This is a genomic window from Streptomyces apocyni (assembly GCF_009739465.1).
GTDB lineage: Bacteria > Actinomycetota > Actinomycetes > Streptomycetales > Streptomycetaceae > Streptomyces > Streptomyces apocyni.
Genome location: NZ_WHOM01000072.1, coordinates 97,310 through 114,326, shown reverse-complemented (window position 1 = coordinate 114,326; position 17,017 = coordinate 97,310). Strand labels below are relative to the sequence as shown.

13 protein-coding genes are annotated in these 17,017 nt (G+C 70.9%); 11 read left to right on the top strand and 2 right to left on the bottom strand.

Annotated elements, in window-relative coordinates:
- Positions 1-125: 125 nt before the first annotated feature.
- The gene (locus tag GCN81_RS25795) at positions 126-3,851 is read left to right on the top strand and encodes a glycosyltransferase family 2 protein (protein ID WP_156726894.1); all 3,726 of its coding nucleotides are present in this window, start codon (positions 126-128) and stop codon (positions 3,849-3,851) included.
- Positions 3,848-5,464, top strand: coding sequence for a DUF5719 family protein (locus GCN81_RS25790; protein ID WP_156726893.1), 1,617 nt, complete (start codon positions 3,848-3,850; stop codon positions 5,462-5,464). Before GCN81_RS25795 ends, GCN81_RS25790 begins: the two co-directional genes overlap by 4 nt.
- 5 nt (positions 5,465-5,469) lie before the next feature.
- On the opposite strand, the gene GCN81_RS25785 is transcribed toward GCN81_RS25790, so the two are convergent.
- Entirely contained in the window at positions 5,470-5,925 is a 456-nt protein-coding gene (locus tag GCN81_RS25785; protein ID WP_156727153.1) for a metallopeptidase family protein, read from the bottom strand.
- 312 nt (positions 5,926-6,237) lie between these two features.
- Here GCN81_RS25785 and GCN81_RS25780 point away from each other — a divergent pair, with 312 nt between their 5' ends.
- The 8 genes from GCN81_RS25780 to GCN81_RS25745 all read left to right on the top strand — a co-directional run bounded on the left by GCN81_RS25780 (position 6,238) and on the right by GCN81_RS25745 (position 14,501).
- A complete protein-coding gene (locus GCN81_RS25780; RefSeq protein WP_231626968.1) occupies positions 6,238-6,615 on the top strand; it encodes a DUF3499 domain-containing protein in 378 nt (125 codons plus the stop codon).
- Positions 6,616-6,739: 124 nt separating this feature from the next.
- A complete protein-coding gene (locus GCN81_RS25775; RefSeq protein WP_197287780.1) occupies positions 6,740-8,107 on the top strand; it encodes a phosphomannomutase/phosphoglucomutase in 1,368 nt (455 codons plus the stop codon).
- Positions 8,108-8,371: 264 nt separating this feature from the next.
- On the top strand, positions 8,372-8,542 hold the full coding sequence (locus GCN81_RS25770; protein ID WP_156726891.1) for a Trm112 family protein: 171 nt from the start codon (positions 8,372-8,374) through the stop codon (positions 8,540-8,542).
- 78 nt (positions 8,543-8,620) lie between these two features.
- The gene (locus GCN81_RS25765) at positions 8,621-9,766 is read left to right on the top strand and encodes an SIS domain-containing protein (RefSeq protein ID WP_156726890.1); all 1,146 of its coding nucleotides are present in this window, start codon (positions 8,621-8,623) and stop codon (positions 9,764-9,766) included.
- A gap of 57 nt (positions 9,767-9,823) precedes the next feature.
- Positions 9,824-10,975: a mannose-6-phosphate isomerase, class I gene (manA, locus tag GCN81_RS25760; protein ID WP_156726889.1), complete on the top strand. Its 1,152-nt coding sequence runs from the start codon at positions 9,824-9,826 to the stop codon at positions 10,973-10,975.
- A gap of 91 nt (positions 10,976-11,066) precedes the next feature.
- A complete protein-coding gene (locus tag GCN81_RS25755) occupies positions 11,067-12,038 on the top strand; it encodes a cation diffusion facilitator family transporter (protein WP_156726888.1) in 972 nt (323 codons plus the stop codon).
- Between the two features lie 270 nt (positions 12,039-12,308).
- Complete coding sequence (ahcY, locus tag GCN81_RS25750) at positions 12,309-13,766, top strand: adenosylhomocysteinase (RefSeq protein ID WP_156726887.1); 1,458 nt, start codon at positions 12,309-12,311, stop codon at positions 13,764-13,766.
- A gap of 120 nt (positions 13,767-13,886) precedes the next feature.
- Positions 13,887-14,501, top strand: coding sequence for a hypothetical protein (locus GCN81_RS25745; RefSeq protein ID WP_156726886.1), 615 nt, complete (start codon positions 13,887-13,889; stop codon positions 14,499-14,501).
- A gap of 37 nt (positions 14,502-14,538) precedes the next feature.
- Here the strand turns inward: GCN81_RS25745 and GCN81_RS25740 are convergent, their stop codons facing one another.
- Complete coding sequence (locus tag GCN81_RS25740) at positions 14,539-15,480, bottom strand: RDD family protein (RefSeq protein WP_156726885.1); 942 nt, start codon at positions 15,478-15,480, stop codon at positions 14,539-14,541.
- 88 nt (positions 15,481-15,568) lie between these two features.
- On the opposite strand from GCN81_RS25740, the gene GCN81_RS25735 reads away from it, so the two are divergent.
- Positions 15,569-16,576 (top strand): stage II sporulation protein M, encoded by a 1,008-nt coding sequence (locus GCN81_RS25735; protein WP_156726884.1) that lies wholly within the window; start codon positions 15,569-15,571, stop codon positions 16,574-16,576.
- Positions 16,577-17,017 lie beyond the last annotated feature (441 nt).

The window sequence follows — 17,017 nt, the reverse complement described above, 5'->3', positions numbered from 1 at the left end:
TGGGTTATCCACAGGCAGCGGACCGCTGTGTTGTCAGCCGTTAGTGTGGCCCCCGTCCGAGACCTCAGTGCCCCCGCGGGGCGCAGGAGTCCACCGCAACCCACCGAACCGGGGCCCGTACCTCGATGTCCGCGCACAGCCACCCGGCGGTCCCGCACGACGCCGCCGCACCCGAGTTCCCCCGGCACGTCGTCACCGCCGTACTCGTCTCGCATGACGGCGCCCGCTGGCTGCCCGAAGCGCTCGCCGGCCTCGTGGGCCAGGAACGCCCCGTGCAGAACGCCATCGCCGCCGACACCGGCAGCGCCGACGACTCCGCCGCGCTCGTCACCGAGGCGCTGGGCGCCCAGCGGGTACTGCACCTCGCCCGGCGCACCGGATTCGGCACCGCCGTGGACGAGGCGGCCCGTACGGCCGGTGTCCTCACCCCCGACGACCTGCCCTACCTGAAGCGGCCCAGCGGCTGGGACCCGGTCAGCAGGACCTGGCGTGACGACGCGTACGACCTCCCGGACCTGCCGTACGGCGAGCCGGTGCAGTGGCTCTGGCTGCTGCACGACGACTGCGCGCCCGAACCCGACGCGCTCGCCGAACTGCTGCGCCGCGTCGAGGGAGAGCGGGAGGCCGGGCGTGACGTCGCGATCGTCGGCCCCAAGCTGCGCGGCTGGTACGACCGCCGCCAGCTCCTCGAAGTTGGCGTCACCATCGCCAACAGCGGCCGTCGCTGGACCGGCATCGACCGCCGCGAGCAGGACCAGGGCCAGCACGACCAGCCGCGCCCCGTGCTGTCCGTCTCGACCGCGGGCATGCTGATCCGCCGCGATGTCTACGAGGAGCTCGGCGGCTTCGACCGCAAGCTCCCCCTGATGCGCGACGACGTCGACCTGTGCTGGCGCGCCCACGCCGCCGGACACCACGTACTCATCGCGCCGGACGCGGTACTGCGGCACGCGGAGGCATCCGCCCGCGAGCGCCGCACAGTGGACTGCGTCGGGCGTACGGCAGCGAGCCCGCACCGCGTCGACAAGGCGGGCGCGGCCTACACCCTGCTCGTCAACGCGCGCGCCGTCGCGCTGCCCTGGGTCCTGCTCCGGTTGACGCTCGGCACCGTACTGCGCACGATCGCCTACCTGGTCGGCAAGGCGCCGGGTCAGGCACTTGACGAGATCGCCGGACTCCTCGCCACCGTGCTGCGGCCCGGCCGGATCATGAGTGCCCGGCGCCGCCGCGGCAAGGCCGCCGTCGAAGCGTCCGAGCTGCGCCCGCTCTTCCCGCCGCCCGGCGCGACCGTCCGGGCCACCGTCGAGCAGGTCGCCTCCAGCCTGGGCGGCCGGGCCGACACCGAAAGCGCCTCAGCCGGGCGGCACGGCGCCGTCGAGTCCGGTCCCGGCGACGACGACGCGGACTATCTGGAGATCGAGCAGTTCGCCCGCGCCAAGCGGCTCGCACGCAAGCCAGGACCGCTGCTCTTCGCCGCCCTGCTGCTCGTCTCGCTGGTCGCCTGCCGTGCGCTGATCGGCGGTGGCGCGCTCACCGGCGGCGCGCTGCTGCCCGCGCCCGCCGACCCCAGCGAGCTGTGGGCGCGTTACCTGGACGGCTGGCACGCGGTCGGCACCGGCAACACCGAGTCGGCGCCGCCCTATCTCGCCCTCGTCGCCGCACTGGCCACGCTGCTCTTCGGCTCCACCGGGCTCGCGGTCACGGTGCTCCTCGTCGGCTCGGTGCCGCTGGCCGGGGCGGCGGCGTACTTCGCCTCGCGGCCGCTAGTCAGCTCGCGGCTGCTGCGGGCCTGGGCGTCCGTCGCGTACGCCCTCCTGCCCGCCGTCACCGGGGCACTCGCGGGCGGCAGGATCGGCACCGCCGTCCTGGCGATCCTGCTGCCACTGATCGCCCGCGCCGGGATCTCCGCGGCCGGACTGCACACCGACTCCTCCGGCACCTCGGCCACCTCCGACTCCTCCGGCACCTCGCCCGAGGGGGCGAGCACGGCGAGTGCGCCGGGCGCGCGCGGAAGCTGGCGCGCCACCTGGACGTACGCGCTGCTGCTCACCATCGCGACGGCCTTCACGCCGAGCGTCTGGCCGATCGCGCTGGTCCTGGGTGTCGCGCTGCTGGTCCTGCGCCGCCGCGACCTCATCGCCTACGGGCCGCGGTTCCTCGCCGCGCTCGGCACACCGCTGCTGATCCTCGCCCCCTGGTCGCTCTCACTGCTGCCGTTCGGTTTCTTCCGCGCCACCGGCCTGGAGTACGGCGAGGGTTCCGCCGAACCGCTCGACCTGCTCGGCATCAGCCCCGGTGGCCCCGGGGCAGCGAGCGGACTGCTCATGCTCGGCGTCGTGCTCGCCGCGCTCGCCGCGCTGCTGCGCCAGGACCGGCGGCTGGCGATCAGCGGCGCCTGGACCGTCGCGCTCACCTCGCTCGTCGTCGCCGTCCTCGCCAACAACTCCGGCTGGTCCGGGCCCGCGACCCTCGTGTACGGCATCGCGCTGCTCGCCGCCGCCGTACTCGGCGCCGACGGGGCCCGTTTCCGGGTGGCCGAGCAGAGCTTCGGCTGGCGCCAGCCGGTGGCGGTGCTGATCGCGCTCGCCGCCGCGGCCGGACCGCTGCTGGCTGCCGTGGGCTGGATGATCCGCGGCGCGGACGGCCCACTGGAACGCCGTGACCCGGTACAGGTACCCGCGTTCGTCGCGGAGGAAGCGGGCACCCGGGACCAGGCCCGCACCCTGGTGCTCGGCGGCGACAAGGCGTCAGAGGTCGCGTACACGCTGGTACGCGGCTCCGGCGCCCGGCTCGGCGACGCCGAACTGACCGCGGCGGGCGGCACCAACAGCCGACTCGACAAGGCCGTCGCCCACCTCGTCGCGGGCTCCGGCGCGGACCAGGCCGACCAGCTCGCCCCGTTCGCGGTGCGCTACGTCCTCGTACGCGACGGAGCCCCCCGCGCCATGAGCCGCGTACTGGACAGCACACCCGGTCTCACCCGGCTCAGCCAGCAGGACGGCAGTGCGCTGTGGCGGGTCGACCAGGAGGTCGCGCGGGCCACGATCGTGCCCGAGTCCGGCGCGCCACGGCCCGTACCGGCCGGACCCGTCGAAATCCACACCAAGATCCCCGCTGGCCAGGACGGCCGGGTGCTCCGCCTCGCCGACGCGGCGGCGGACGGCTGGACGGCGACACTGGACGGCAGGCCGCTGACCACGACGACGCTGGACGGCTGGGCTCAGGGCTTCGAACTCCCGGCCTCCGGCGGGCGCTTGGACGTCACCTACCAGGCGTCGGGTGCCCACACCGGCTGGCTGTGGGCACAGGGCGCGCTCGGCGTCGTCCTGGTGGTGCTCGCGCTGCCCGGGCGCCGACGCACCGTCGACGACGACCTTCCGGAGGTGGAGACCCCGGTACCGGCCCAGCCGGTGGCTGGAGAGGGACGCAGGGCGCGCAGGCTGCGTGCCCAGAACGAGCAGGACGCTCCGCTCGCCGAAGGACCGCCCCCACCGCCGCGGCAGGCACCGGCCGAGGTGCCCCAGCAGCCGTCGTACGACCAGTGGGACACGAACGCGCAGGCGGGCGCCGCCCCTGGGGCGTACGCGCAACAGCAGTACCAGGGCGACGGCGCGCAGTACCCACCGGACGGGTACGCCCCGCCAGGCTCGTACGACCAGCCGTACCAGGCCGATCCGTACCAAGCCGATCCGTACCAGGCTGCCCCCTACCGGGCCGATCCCTATCAGGGGGCCCAGTACGACCCGTACGCGTACGACGGCCAGTCGTACGGGCAGCAGCCCGGCGGACAGCCCCACGAGCCGCAGTCATATGACCCCTACCGTGAGCGCCCCGACGGGAGCCAGCAGTGAACCGCACCACCCTCTCGCTGATCGCGGCGGGCGTCGCGCTCGCCGCCGTCACGGGTTTCGCCACGCTCACCGCGCCAGACGGCACCCAGGACGGGGGAGCGCAGGCGGCGGCCCAGCGGCCCGTCGAGCGATCGACCCTGCTCTGCCCGGCGCCGAGTGCATCGGATCTCGCGGAAACGGCATACACCTCCTTCACTCCCAAGACCTCCGGAACCTCCGGGGGCAAGGGCTCGGCTGAAGTTCAGGGCGCGCCAAACGAGGCGGCGGGCAAGACCAAGGCGGCGGACAAGGCCAAGCCCGTCCTCGAACCGAAGGCACCCGGAAAGCCCGTGGCAGGCGAGGTCTCCGGCGCCGAAGCCCCCGCACTGATCGGTACGGCCACGGGCGCGCTCGCCCCCGGCTGGACGGTCCAACAGACCACGCGGGTCACGGCGGGCGGCGGCCGCGGTCTGCTGGGCGTCACCTGCTCAACGCCCGGCACGGAGTTCTGGTTCCCGGGAGCCAGTACCGCCAAGAACCGCAGCGACTATGTCCACTTGACGAACCCGGACGACTCCGTCGCCGTGGTCGACATCGCACTGCACGGGCCAGCGGGCGCGATCAAGTCCGAGACCGGCGAGGGCATCCAGGTCCCGCCCCGGTCCACCGCCTCGGTGCTGCTGTCCACGCTGACCGACAGCGCGGACGTCGAGGACAGCGTGGACGTTGAGAACGACGAGGACGGCGCGGATGCGGAGGACACCGACGGAGACTCCGACAAGGCCGCCTCAGACACATCAGACACATCGGATACATCAGACACGTCAGACACGGCGGTGACGAACCTGACGGCCCACGTCACCGCACGCTCCGGCCGCGTAGGCGCCTCCGTACAGGCATCGGACGACCAGCTGGGCGCCGACTGGCTGCCCGCGTCCGCCGACCCCGCCGCCACCGTCGTCCTGCCCGGCATCCCGAAGGACGCGACCGATGTGCGCCTGGTGGCCTTCGCGCCCGGCTCCGACGACGCCGACCTGAAGGTGTCCATCGCCGGTCCGAACGGATTGATCACCCCGGCGGGAAACGAGACCCTGCACGTCAAGGGAGGGATGACGGCCGCCGTCGACCTCGGTGACGTCACCAAGGGCGAGCCCGGTTCGCTGCTGCTCACGCCAGTAGACGAGGAGTCGCCCGTAGTGGCGGCGCTGCGGGTCACCCGGGGCAAGGGCGACCAGCGGGAGGTGGCCTTCATCCCAGCCGCGGGCCCGGTCGGGGACCGGGCGACGGTGGCCGAAAACCATGCCAAGGGCACCACCCTGTCCCTGGTGGCCCCGGACAAGACCGCCAAGGTCCGGGTCACCGCGTCGGCGGGCAGCGAGGGCGGCTCGCCGGTGACCAAGACGTACGAGGTCAAGGGCGGGACGACCCGCGAGATCGAATCGCTCGTACCGAACGGTCTGAAGGGGGCCTACGCGCTGACGGTCGAGCAGTTGTCCGGCACGGTCCACGCGGCGCGCACGCTCGAAATGCCCGAGGACGGCGTGCCGATGTTCACCGTGCAGACCCTCCGGGACGACCGGGGGACGGTCGCGGTTCCGGACGCCAGGCAGGACCTCTCCGTGCTCGGGGACTGACGCGCTCAGTCCTCGCCGTACCGGGGATCGATCGTCTCGGGAGACAGCCCGAGCAGTTCGGCGACCTGTTCCACGACGACCTCGTGGACGAGGATCGCGCGCTCTTCGCGGTTCTTGGTACGGATCTCCACCGGCCGCCGGTAGACGACGACGCGCGCGGGCCTGCCCTCACGCGCGGCGATCGTGCCGCCCAGCGGGACGGACTCGCCCCAGCCGTCCGCCGCGTCGGCCGGGCGGTCCAGGCGCGGCACGTCGAGCACCAGGAACTCGATGTCGGCGAGCTGCGGCACCCGCCGCTCGATGCGCTCGACCGAGTCCTGCACCAGATCCATGAACACCTCAGACCGGCTTGCCGAGAGTGGCACCTGAGGGGGAGCCACCGGGCCGCGCATGCCCCGGCCATGGCGGTCGCGGCGGCGGGGCCTGGGGTCGGCGGAGGGGGGCGGTACGGGCTTGTCCATCACTGACGCAGCGTAGTCCTCCGCACCACCGGTTCTCCCTCTGGCGCAAGGCCTGTCGTTTCCTGACCGTTCCAGCCAGACTTCGGCCCGATTGCGGTTGATTCACGGACCATCGCCCGCATGGCAAATGACGGCATTTATGCCAGGTAGTGACCGCGTTCACCATCAGTGGCCCTTCTGTGTCCTGAGGTCCCCGCAGGTCAGCCCCGTGGCTTTAGCGGCACCGAGGGGAGGATTCACGCCACGACACGGTGGGGTGACCTCGCGGAGAGTCGTCGCAGCCCGCTCAAGAGTGCGGTACCGTCCAACATCGTGAGCCCTGTACGTCGCTGTTCGCGCACCGCTTGCGGCCGTCCCGCCGTCGCGACGCTGACGTACGTCTACGCCGACTCGACGGCCGTACTCGGACCGCTCGCGACCTACGCCGAACCCCACTGCTACGACCTGTGCGCCGAGCACTCCGAGCGCCTGACAGCGCCACGCGGCTGGGACGTCGTCCGGCTCACCGACGGCGCGGGCCCCACCCGCCCCAGCGGCGACGACCTCGAAGCCCTCGCCAACGCCGTACGCGAAGCCGCCAGGCCCCAGGAGCGCGCGGCACAGGCCGGTGGAGACGGCCCGCGGGCGGCGGACCCGATGGAGGTCGCACGCCGAGGTCACCTACGCGTACTGCGGTCTCCCGACGCCTGACCACCGTTCCCGGAACCACTGTCAGTCCGGCCGGGTAGTTTTAGCTGTCCGCGCAGGACTCACAGGGCTCAGAGGACTCGCGCCGGGCTTACAGGACGCAGAACTCAGGACGTAGGGGAGAGGGTTGGCCGTGGCTGATTTGTCGCAGATCGTGAAGGCGTACGACGTGCGAGGGGTGTACCCGGATCAGCTGGACGACCGGCTCGCGAAACTCTTCGGCGCGGCCTTCGTCGAGGTCACCGGAGCGGACGCGATCGTGGTGGGCCACGACATGCGCCCCTCGTCGCCCGGCCTGGCGTCGAACTTCGCCCAGGGCGCGATGTCTCGTGGCGCCGACGCGACGGTGATCGGCCTCTGCTCCACGGACCAGCTGTACTACGCCTCCGGCGCGCTGGATCTGCCGGGCGCGATGTTCACCGCCTCGCACAACCCCGCGCAGTACAACGGCATCAAGCTGTGCCGGGCCGGTGCCGCCCCTGTCGGCCAGGACACCGGGCTGGCCCAGATCCGCGAGCTGGTCGAGCAGTGGCTCGCCGACGGCGTCCCGCCGAGCCCGCGCCCCGAGGGCAAGCTGACCGAGCGGGACACTCTCCAGGACTACTCGGCCCACCTGAAGTCCCTGGTCGACCTCACCTCCATCAGGCCGCTGAAGGTCGTCGTCGACGCGGGCAACGGCATGGGAGGCCACACCGTCCCCACCGTCTTCGCCGGGCTGCCGCTCGACCTCGTCCCGATGTACTTCGAGCTGGACGGCACCTTCCCCAACCACGAGGCCAACCCCCTCGACCCGGCGAACATCGTCGACCTGCAGAAGCGCGTCCGCGAGGAGGGCGCCGACCTCGGCATCGCCTTCGACGGCGACGCGGACCGCTGCTTCGTCGTCGACGAGCGCGGCGAGGGCGTCTCCCCGTCTGCGGTCACCGCACTGGTCGCCGCCCGCGAACTAGCCAGGAACGGCGGCGCGGGCACCGTCATCCACAACCTCATCACCTCGTGGTCCGTCCCCGAGGTGGTGCGGGAACACGGCGGCACGCCGGTGCGCACCCGAGTGGGCCACTCCTTCATCAAGGAGGAGATGGCGAAGTCCGGCGCCATCTTCGGCGGCGAGCACTCCGCGCACTACTACTTCAAGGACTTCTGGAACGCCGACACCGGCATGCTGGCCGCCCTGCACGTCCTCGCCGCCCTCGGCGGCCAGGACGGCCCGCTGTCCGAGCTGGTCGCGCAGTACGACCGGTACGCGGGCTCCGGCGAGATCAACTCCACCGTCGCCGACCAGCAGGGCCGCACGGCCGCGGTGAAGGCCGCGTACGAGCACCAGGACGGCGTCACCATCGACGAGCTCGACGGGCTCACCGTGGCGGGCTCGGACTGGTGGTTCAACCTCCGCCCCTCCAACACCGAGCCACTCCTGCGCCTGAACGTCGAGGCGCGCGACGCGGCCAGGATGTCCCAGGTACGCGACGAGGTCCTCACCCTCGTCCGCGGATAGCCGAGTAGCGCAGGCCTCCGGCACGTACCGGGCGCCGTCGAGCCACACCACGCTCGACGGCGCCCGCTCACCCCGACCGGCTGCGTCGAGCCCCGGCATCCGCGGGTGCCGTACCCCGGCGCGGCACCCCACACGGCGGTACGCTGACCAGGCTGCATTTCATGCGAAACCGCCAGTGAACCCGTCAGTGAATCCGCCAGTGAACCCCCACCAGTGAATCCGCCCGCACCCGTCCGGATTCGCCGTTCGAAAGGACCCACCCCCATGCCGCTCGAAGCCGGCCTCCTGGAGATCCTCGCCTGCCCGGCCTGCCACGCCCCCCTCAAGGAGACGGACAGCGAGCTGCTCTGCACCGGCCAGGGCTGTGGCCTCGCCTACCCCATCAAGGACGGCATCCCCGTACTGCTCGTCGACGAGGCCCGCCGCCCCGCATAAGGCCCGGCGCCTCCGGCACACCACCGGGCGCGGTGCACCCCCGGCACACCCGACATCGGCGATCGGAGATTAACCCTCGTGCTCGACGACTCGCTCCTCGACGACCCCCAGGCACTCGCCCGATCCGACCGCCGCGGGCTGCTGCGTGGCGCGGCGGAGGCTGGGGCCCGCGTGCGTACCGCTGTCCGGCACGCGGCCGAGGCAGGCATCACCGAGCTCAGACCGGACGGCCGCCCCCGCTCCGTCCTCATCGCGGGCCCCGGCACCGCCGCCACCGGCGTGGCCGACCTGCTGGGTACGCTCGCCGGCGCGGGATGCCAGGTCACCGGACTGCGCCCCACCGGCGTCGCACCCGCCGCCGGCGCCCTGCGCTGGTCGCTGCCCGGCTGGGCCGGCCCCGTCGACCTGCTCCTGATCGCCACCCCGGACGGCACCGAACCCGGCCTTGAGGTCCTCGCCGACCAGGCCTACCGGCGCGGCTGCACCGTGGTCGCCGTCGCTCCGGCCCGCTCGCCCCTGGCCGAGGCGGTCAGCGGAAAGCACGGCCTCACGGTCCCGATGGCCACCGCACCGTACGAAGAGGCGCAGGATGAGTACGACGAGGCCACCGTGTCCGGCCTGGACGCCCTGTGGGCCCTGCTCACCCCGCTGCTGCTGCTCCTCGGCAGGACCGGCCTGGTCGACGCCGACCCCGGCACCCTGCAGAAGGTCGCCGACCGCCTGGACCGCACCGCCGAGCGTTGCGGCCCCGCCATCGCCACGTACAGCAATCCGGCCAAGACACTCGCCGCCGAGCTCGACGAGTCCCTTCCGCTGATCTGGACCGAGGGCCCTGCCGCTGGCCCCGCCGGCCGCCGCTTCGCCGCCCTGCTCGCCGAGCTGGCCGGCCGCCCCGCGCTGGCCGCGGAACTCCCCGAGGCGCTGCCCGCTCACGGCACCCTGCTGGTTGGCTCCCTCGCGGCCGGCGCCGACCCCGAGGACTTCTTCCGCGACCGCGTCGAGGAGTCGCAAGCCCTGCGCGCCCGCGCCGTACTCCTGCGCGACCGCCCCGCCGGCGGCCTCAGCGCGGCCCCCGCCGCCCGCGAACTGGCCCTCAGCCACGGCACCGCGATCAGTGAGCTCGAACCCGAAGAGGGCAGCGAACTCGAGGCACTCGCGGAGATGATCGCCGTCACAGATTTCGCCGCCGTTTACCTGGCGCTCGCTTCCATGGGTCGATCATGACCAACGTCGCTCGTCCCTCGTACGGCAGAAACGTACGTATGACCTGAAAGAGCCCTCATGGACCGCCTCACCAACACCATCCGCCCCTACGCCTGGGGTTCGACCACCGCCATCCCGGAACTCCTCGGCGTCGAACCGACCGGTGAACCGCAGGCCGAGATGTGGATGGGCGCCCACCCCGGCGCGCCCTCCCGCACGGAGCGCGGGCCGTTGAACGAGGTGATCTCGGCCGACCCCGAACGGGAACTCGGCCCGGAAGCCGTCGCCAAGTTCGGGCCGCGGCTGCCCTTCCTGTTCAAGATCCTCGCGGCCGGCGCCCCCCTCTCCCTCCAGGTCCACCCCAACCTCGCGCAGGCGAAAGAGGGGTACGAGGACGAGGAGCGCCGGGGCGTCCCGATCGACGCCCCGCACCGCAACTACAAGGACGCCAACCACAAGCCCGAACTGATCTGCGCGCTCACCCCCTTCGACGGGTTCTGCGGCTTCCGCGCCCCCGCCGACACGGCACGGCTGCTCGAAGCCCTCGACATCGACTCCCTCAAGCCGTATGTCGACCTGCTGCACGCCCACCCCGAAGACGCCGCCCTGCGCGAGATCCTGACGGCCGTACTGAGCGCGGACCACGACGAGATGGCCGCCACCGTCACCGAGACCGCCGCCGCCGCGGAGCGCCTGGGCGGCGCGTACGCCCCCTACGCCACGCTCGCCCACCACTTCCCCGGCGACCCCGGCGTCCTCGCCGCGATGCTGCTCAACCCCGTCCAACTGCAGCCCGGTGAGGCCCTCTACCTCGGCGCTGGTGTGCCGCACGCCTACCTGGGTGGCCTAGGCGTCGAAATCATGGCCAACTCCGACAACGTCCTGCGCTGCGGCCTCACACCCAAGCATGTGGACGTCCCCGAACTCCTGCGCGTCGTTCACTTCGAGCCCACCGACCCCGGCGTGCTGCGCCCCGAGGCGGACCCGGACGGCGAGGAGGTCTACGCCACCCCCATCGACGAGTTCCGGCTCTCCCGCCTGGTGCTGGCCGAAGGCTCCGCGCCCCGCGACCTCACCGCCCGTACGCCGCAGATCGTGCTGTGCACGGCGGGCACCGTACGGGTGGCCGAATGCGAGCTCGCACCCGGCCAGTCGGTGTTCGTTCCGGCTGGTGAGCGGGCTGGACTCGACGGCAGCGGCACCGTCTTCCGTGCCACTGTGGTGGTCTGACTCACAGTCGCCCCGATCGTGCTGCGACAATGTCTCGCCGCGCCTGGCATGAGCGCGGCATGTCAAGCACATGAAGGGACATCCGACTCAGATGAGCGCGTCAGGCGGTACCAAGGCGATCGTGGCGGCACTCGTTGCCAACCTCTCGATCGCGGTAGCGAAGTTCGTGGCCTTCGTCTTCAGTGGCTCGTCATCGATGCTCGCCGAGAGCGTGCACTCGCTCGCCGACTCCGGCAACCAGGGCCTGCTGCTGCTCGGCGGCAAGAAGGCGCAGCGCGAGGCGACCCCGCAACACCCCTTCGGCTACGGCCGCGAGCGCTACATCTACGCCTTCCTGGTCTCGATCGTGCTCTTCTCGGTCGGCGGCATGTTCGCCCTCTACGAGGGCTACGAGAAGGTCCAGCACCCGCATGAACTGGAGCACTGGTACTGGCCGGTGGGCGTCCTGGTGTTCGCGATCATCGCCGAGACCTTCTCCTTCCGGCTGGCCATCAAGGAGTCGAATGCGATCCGCGGCAAGCAGTCCTGGAAGGACTTCATCCGCCACTCCAAGGCCCCCGAGCTGCCGGTCATCGTGCTCGAGGACCTCGGCGCACTCGTCGGCCTGATCCTGGCCCTCGCCGGCGTCAGCCTGGCCCTGGCCACCGGCAACGGCGTCTGGGACGGCATCGGCACCCTGTGCATCGGTGTCCTGCTCATCCTGATCGCGATCGTTCTGGCCGTCGAGACCAAGTCGCTGCTGCTTGGCGAGGCCGCCGGGGTGGACGAGGTCAAGAAGATCGAGGCCGCGCTCGTGGACGGCGAGACCGTCACCCACCTCATCCACATGCGCACGCTCCACCTGGGCCCGGAGGAGCTGCTGGTCGCCGCCAAGATCGCGGTACGGCACGACGAGACGGCCGCTGATATCGCCGCCGCGATCGACGCTGCCGAGGAACGCATCCGCACCGCCGTCCCGATCGCCCGCGTCATCTACCTGGAGCCGGACGTCCACAGCGCGGCCGCCGCGGCGGCCGGCGCCGATCCCGCCGCGTCGCCGGGCGGACCCACCCCGGACCACTGACACGCGTGGCGGACACGTTCGGCGTAGCGCTGGCGTGACAGGAGTCGGCTGCTGTCGGCTGGAGGGGGACTGGGACGCACTGGGCCGATCGGTGTAGATTCGTGACCAGAGCCAGACGTCGCTGCTGATGGCGGTCGGGCGGCCCGTTATGCGGGCCGGCCGAGGGAGAGAGGGCCTCCGACGGACTGTTCCGAGTGCCCGGGCATTCGTGTGCCCGCCGCCGCAGATCAGCCATGCCCGACCTCGACCCACCACGAGGAGCAGCTCCTTATGACCACTGTCGACAGCCGACAGGACTTCAAGGTCGCCGACCTTTCCCTTGCCGCGTTCGGCCGCAAGGAGATCACGCTCGCCGAGCACGAGATGCCCGGCCTGATGTCGATCCGCCGTGAGTACGCGGAGGCGCAGCCGCTGGCCGGTGCTCGGATCACGGGTTCGCTGCACATGACCGTGCAGACGGCCGTACTGATCGAGACCCTGGCCGCGCTCGGCGCGGAGGTCCGCTGGGCGTCCTGCAACATCTTCTCCACCCAGGACCACGCCGCCGCCGCCATCGCGGTCGGTCCGAACGGCACTCCGGACAACCCCCAGGGCATCCCGGTCTTCGCCTGGAAGGGCGAGACGCTGGAGGAGTACTGGTGGTGCACGGAGCAGGCGCTGACCTGGCCGAACACCCCCACCGGCGGCCCGAACATGATCCTGGACGACGGCGGCGACGCCACGCTCCTGGTGCACAAGGGCGTCGAGTACGAGAAGGACGGCAAGGTCCCGTCCGTGGACACCGCCGAGTCCGACGAGCACCGCGTCATCCTGCAGGTCCTCAACGACACCATCACCGAGGGCTCGCAGAAGTGGACCAAGCTGGCTTCGGAGATCCGTGGAGTCACGGAGGAGACCACGACGGGTGTCCACCGCCTCTACGAGATGCACCGTGACGGTCAGCTGCTCTTCCCCGCGATCAACGTGAACGACGCCGTCACCAAGTCGAAGTTCGACAACAAGTACGGCTGCCGCCACTCGCTGATCGACGGCATCAACCGGGCCACGGACGTCCTGATCGGCGGCAAGACCGCCGTCGTGTGCGGCTACGGGGACGTGGGCAAGGGCTGCGCGGAGTCGCTGCGCGGCCAGGGTGCCCGGGTGATCGTCACGGAGATCGATCCGATCTGCGCGCTGCAGGCGGCGATGGACGGTTACCAGGTGGCCACGCTGGAGGATGTGGTGTCGCAGGCGGACATCTTCATCACCACGACGGGCAACAAGGACATCATCATGGCCGCGGACATGGCCAAGATGAAGCACCAGGCGATCATCGGGAACATCGGCCACTTCGACAACGAGCTGGACATGGCGGGCCTGGCCGCAGTCCCCGGGATCGTCAAGGACGAGGTCAAGCCGCAGGTGCACACCTGGACCTTCCCGGACGGCAAGGTCCTGATCGTGCTGTCCGAGGGCCGCCTGCTGAACCTGGGCAACGCGACCGGTCACCCGTCGTTCGTGATGTCCAACAGCTTCGCGGACCAGACGCTGGCCCAGATCGAGCTGTTCACCAAGCCGCAGGACTACCCGACCGACGTCTACGTGCTGCCCAAGCACCTGGACGAGAAGGTCGCCCGTCTCCACCTGGACGCGCTCGGCGTGAAGCTGACCACGCTCCGCCCGGAGCAGGCCGACTACATCGGTGTGAAGGTCGAGGGCCCGTACAAGCCCGACCACTACCGCTACTGACCGGTGCGCCGCTACTGACCGGCGCACCAACACCGGCACCAGCGCACACGCACCAACATCGGCATCACGCAGGCCCTCGCCCCCGTGGCGGGGGTCTGCCCCGTGAAGGACCCGATTCTCATGCCCCGCGGCCGCTACTCGCTCCATGACCCGCACGATCACACCCCCCTCGGCGAAGAACACTTCCACTGCGCCCCCGGCCCGTCCGGCTGGCGCTATGTCTCCCAGACCACCGCCCCCTCCGGCGACCACGCGGGCTCCGTCGACCTGGCCATCGACGAGCTCGGCCGCCCTATCCGCCTCGAACTCCACGCCGCGAGCTGGCAGGTACGCGGCGCCGCACTCGAAGGCGTCACCTGGGTGCGCACCGACCCCACCGGCAGCCACGCCACGGAAGGCAACGTCCCCGCCCACGCGTTCACCGGCACATCCCCCGCCTTCCTGATCGCCACGGCCCGACTCCTGCGCCTGACCCCCGGCACCCCCGCCACGCGGGTACGTCTGGTCCGCTTCACCGACCCGGTCCTGGCTCCGCGCACCCTCGACCAGTCCTGGGCCCTGCTGAAAAGCGAAGCACACGCCACTGACAACGGCCCGTTGACTGTGGACGAGTACCAGGTCACAGCCCTGGACACCGGTGAACGGGACACCATCCACATCGCCGGAGACGTGGTGCTCGCCGCCCCGGGCATCGAGCTGGAACACCTCGAGTCCCCGCCCTCGGTCTTGCCCTGACCCGCGGCTGCCAGCCGCCCGTACCCGCCCGTCTCAGCTACGCCGGTGGCGCGAACCCCGTGGTCGGCGGGGTCCTTCCCGCATCCGCCGCAGGCAGTGCCGATTCCGCCGCAGGCCGCACCGAAACAGGCGCGTCCGCCGGACCGGAGTCCGGAACCGCCCCCGCGGCGGTTCCCTGACCGGTCCTCGCTGCTCCAGAACCTTCAGCACCTCCAGAATCTCCAGGCCTTCCAGAACCGAAGACGCGCCGGGCGTCGCGCGCCTGCCGTTCGTGCACCACGGCCGCCAGATACGCCGTCGGCGGCGCCCCTTCCGGCGCCGGAGCCCCCGTACAGGCCGCGAGATCACCAGCGAGCCGCTCCGCCATCGCCGAGCCGACCTGTGGGTCCAGCTGTCCCATCCGCGTCAGGTACTGCCGTATCGCCAGCCACAGACCGTCCGGCACCCCCGACAGATCAAGGCCGGAGAACCGGCCAGCCAGCCACGGCGGCGGAGGGGGAATGTACGGCGTCCGGCCCGCGGGCACTCGCTCCCGTATGACCAGCGTCCCCGCGAACACGTCCCCTAGCCGCCTGCCCCGCGCCGACACCAGCGAAGCGACGCAGGCCACGACCCCGAACGTCCCCAGGATCTCGATCATCCCCATCGCCCCGCGCACCAACGCATGCCGGAACCGGATCGGCCCGCCGTCATCCCGTACCACCCGAAGCCCACAAGCCAGCTTCCCCAGCGACCGCCCGTGACTCAGCGTCTCGACGGCGATCGGCATACCGACCAGCACCAGCAGGAACGTGGCCACCGCGATCGCCGCGCCCGCCGCATCGTCCAGCGATGCCGTCGCGGCGATCAGCCCGATGGACAGCGCGATATACGCGCCGATGGCCACGGTGAGATCTATCAGGATGGCCAGCCCCCGGCTCGGCAGCTTTGCCGCACGCAGTTCGAGGGCCACCGCCTCACCCGTCACATGCTCACTCACACCCGCTGTCCTTCCTGCCCTGCCCCTAGAACAACCAGTCTGCCAAGCTGAGTGCGCACCGCGCCGCAGTACGAGGAGCAGCAGCCTGATGGACCTCGATGTCTTCGTGTCCGCCCACCGCGCCGAGTGGGACCGTCTGGACTCCCTGCTGCGCCGCCGACGCCGCCTCTCCGGTACGGAAGCCGACGAACTCGTCGTCCTCTACCAACGCACAGCCACCCACCTCTCCCTGATCCAGTCCAGCGCCCCCGACCCCCAGCTAACGGGCAGGCTCACCCAACTCGTGGCACGCGCGCGTAGCGCCGTCACCGGTACCCGCCAAGCAAGCTGGCGGGACGCTGCACACTTCCTTACCGCCAGCTTTCCCGCGGCGATGTACCGCACCCGCCACTGGTGGGTGCCCGCCGCGCTGCTGTCGACTCTCGTCGCCGTCCTCATCGGCTGGTGGATCGGCACCCACCCCGAGGTACAGGCCGCGATCGCGGCTCCTGACGAGCTCCGTGAGCTCACCCGGCCCGGCGGCCAGTACGAGACGTACTACTCGAGCAACCCCGCCGCCTCCTTCGCCGCCCAGGTATGGACGAACAACGCTCAGGCGGCCGCCCTCTGCCTGATCCTGGGCGCCTTCCTCGGCCTCCCTGTCATCTGGATCCTCTTCCAGAACATGCTCAACCTGGGCATCGGCATCGGCCTGATGTCCTCAGCGGGCCGCCTGGACATCTTCCTGGGCCTGGTGCTCCCACACGGCCTCCTGGAACTCACCGCTGTCTTCGTTGCCGCGGGCACGGGCCTACGCCTCGGCTGGACCGTGATCGACCCAGGCCCGCGCTCCCGGCGTACAGCCCTGGCCGAGGAGGGCCGCGCGGCCCTGGGCATGGCGATAGGCCTGGCCCTGGTGCTCTTCGTCTCGGGCGTCATCGAAGGCTTTGTCACTCCATCCGGGCTCCCCACCTGGGCCCGCGTGGGTATTGGCATCACCGCGGAACTGCTGTTCCTCCTCTACGTCTACGTACTGGGCGGACGAGCCGCCCGCGCAGGCGAGACCGGCGACCTGGACGCCGGAGACCGCAGCGCGGCACTCCCGACTGCGGCGTGATGTGCGTGGGGCCCGCCTGACCTGCTAGTGTCCTCCTCGCCTCGCAAAAGCTGTTGACACAGCCGGAGCGAGGAGGTAGATTCAAACAGTTGCCTAGAGGTAGACACCTCGACTGCAACCAGCTAACATCTATCTGCTTCCGGAAATTCAATTTCCCGGGAAGCCATCGACTCATCAGAACCTTGAAGCCGGTCAGACCGGCGAAAAACTTCTGATAAAGTCGGACTCGCCGGAAAGGGAAACGCGAAAGCGGGAACCGGAAAGGCACCGAGGAAATCGGACACGAAAGAGTCTGATAGAGTCGGAAACGCAAGAACGAAACACCGAAGGGAAGCGCCCGGAGGAAAGCCCAGGGAAACCGGGGTGAGTACAAAGGAAGCGTCCGTTCCTTGAGAACTCAACAGCGTGCCAAAAGTCAACGCCAGATATGTTGATACCCCG

What these genes read in the sequence shown, in the direction of transcription:
- GCN81_RS25795 (WP_156726894.1), top strand. Translation starts at nt 126, where the DNA reads ATGTCCGCGCACAGCCACCCGGCGGTCCCGCACGACGCCGCCGCACCC.
- GCN81_RS25785 (WP_156727153.1), bottom strand. Translation starts at nt 5,925, where the DNA reads ATGGACAAGCCCGTACCGCCCCCCTCCGCCGACCCCAGGCCCCGCCGC.
- GCN81_RS25770 (WP_156726891.1), top strand. Translation starts at nt 8,372, where the DNA reads ATGCCGCTCGAAGCCGGCCTCCTGGAGATCCTCGCCTGCCCGGCCTGC.
- manA (WP_156726889.1), top strand. Translation starts at nt 9,824, where the DNA reads ATGGACCGCCTCACCAACACCATCCGCCCCTACGCCTGGGGTTCGACC.
- GCN81_RS25755 (WP_156726888.1), top strand. Translation starts at nt 11,067, where the DNA reads ATGAGCGCGTCAGGCGGTACCAAGGCGATCGTGGCGGCACTCGTTGCC.
- ahcY (WP_156726887.1), top strand. Translation starts at nt 12,309, where the DNA reads ATGACCACTGTCGACAGCCGACAGGACTTCAAGGTCGCCGACCTTTCC.
- GCN81_RS25745 (WP_156726886.1), top strand. Translation starts at nt 13,887, where the DNA reads ATGCCCCGCGGCCGCTACTCGCTCCATGACCCGCACGATCACACCCCC.
- GCN81_RS25735 (WP_156726884.1), top strand. Translation starts at nt 15,569, where the DNA reads ATGGACCTCGATGTCTTCGTGTCCGCCCACCGCGCCGAGTGGGACCGT.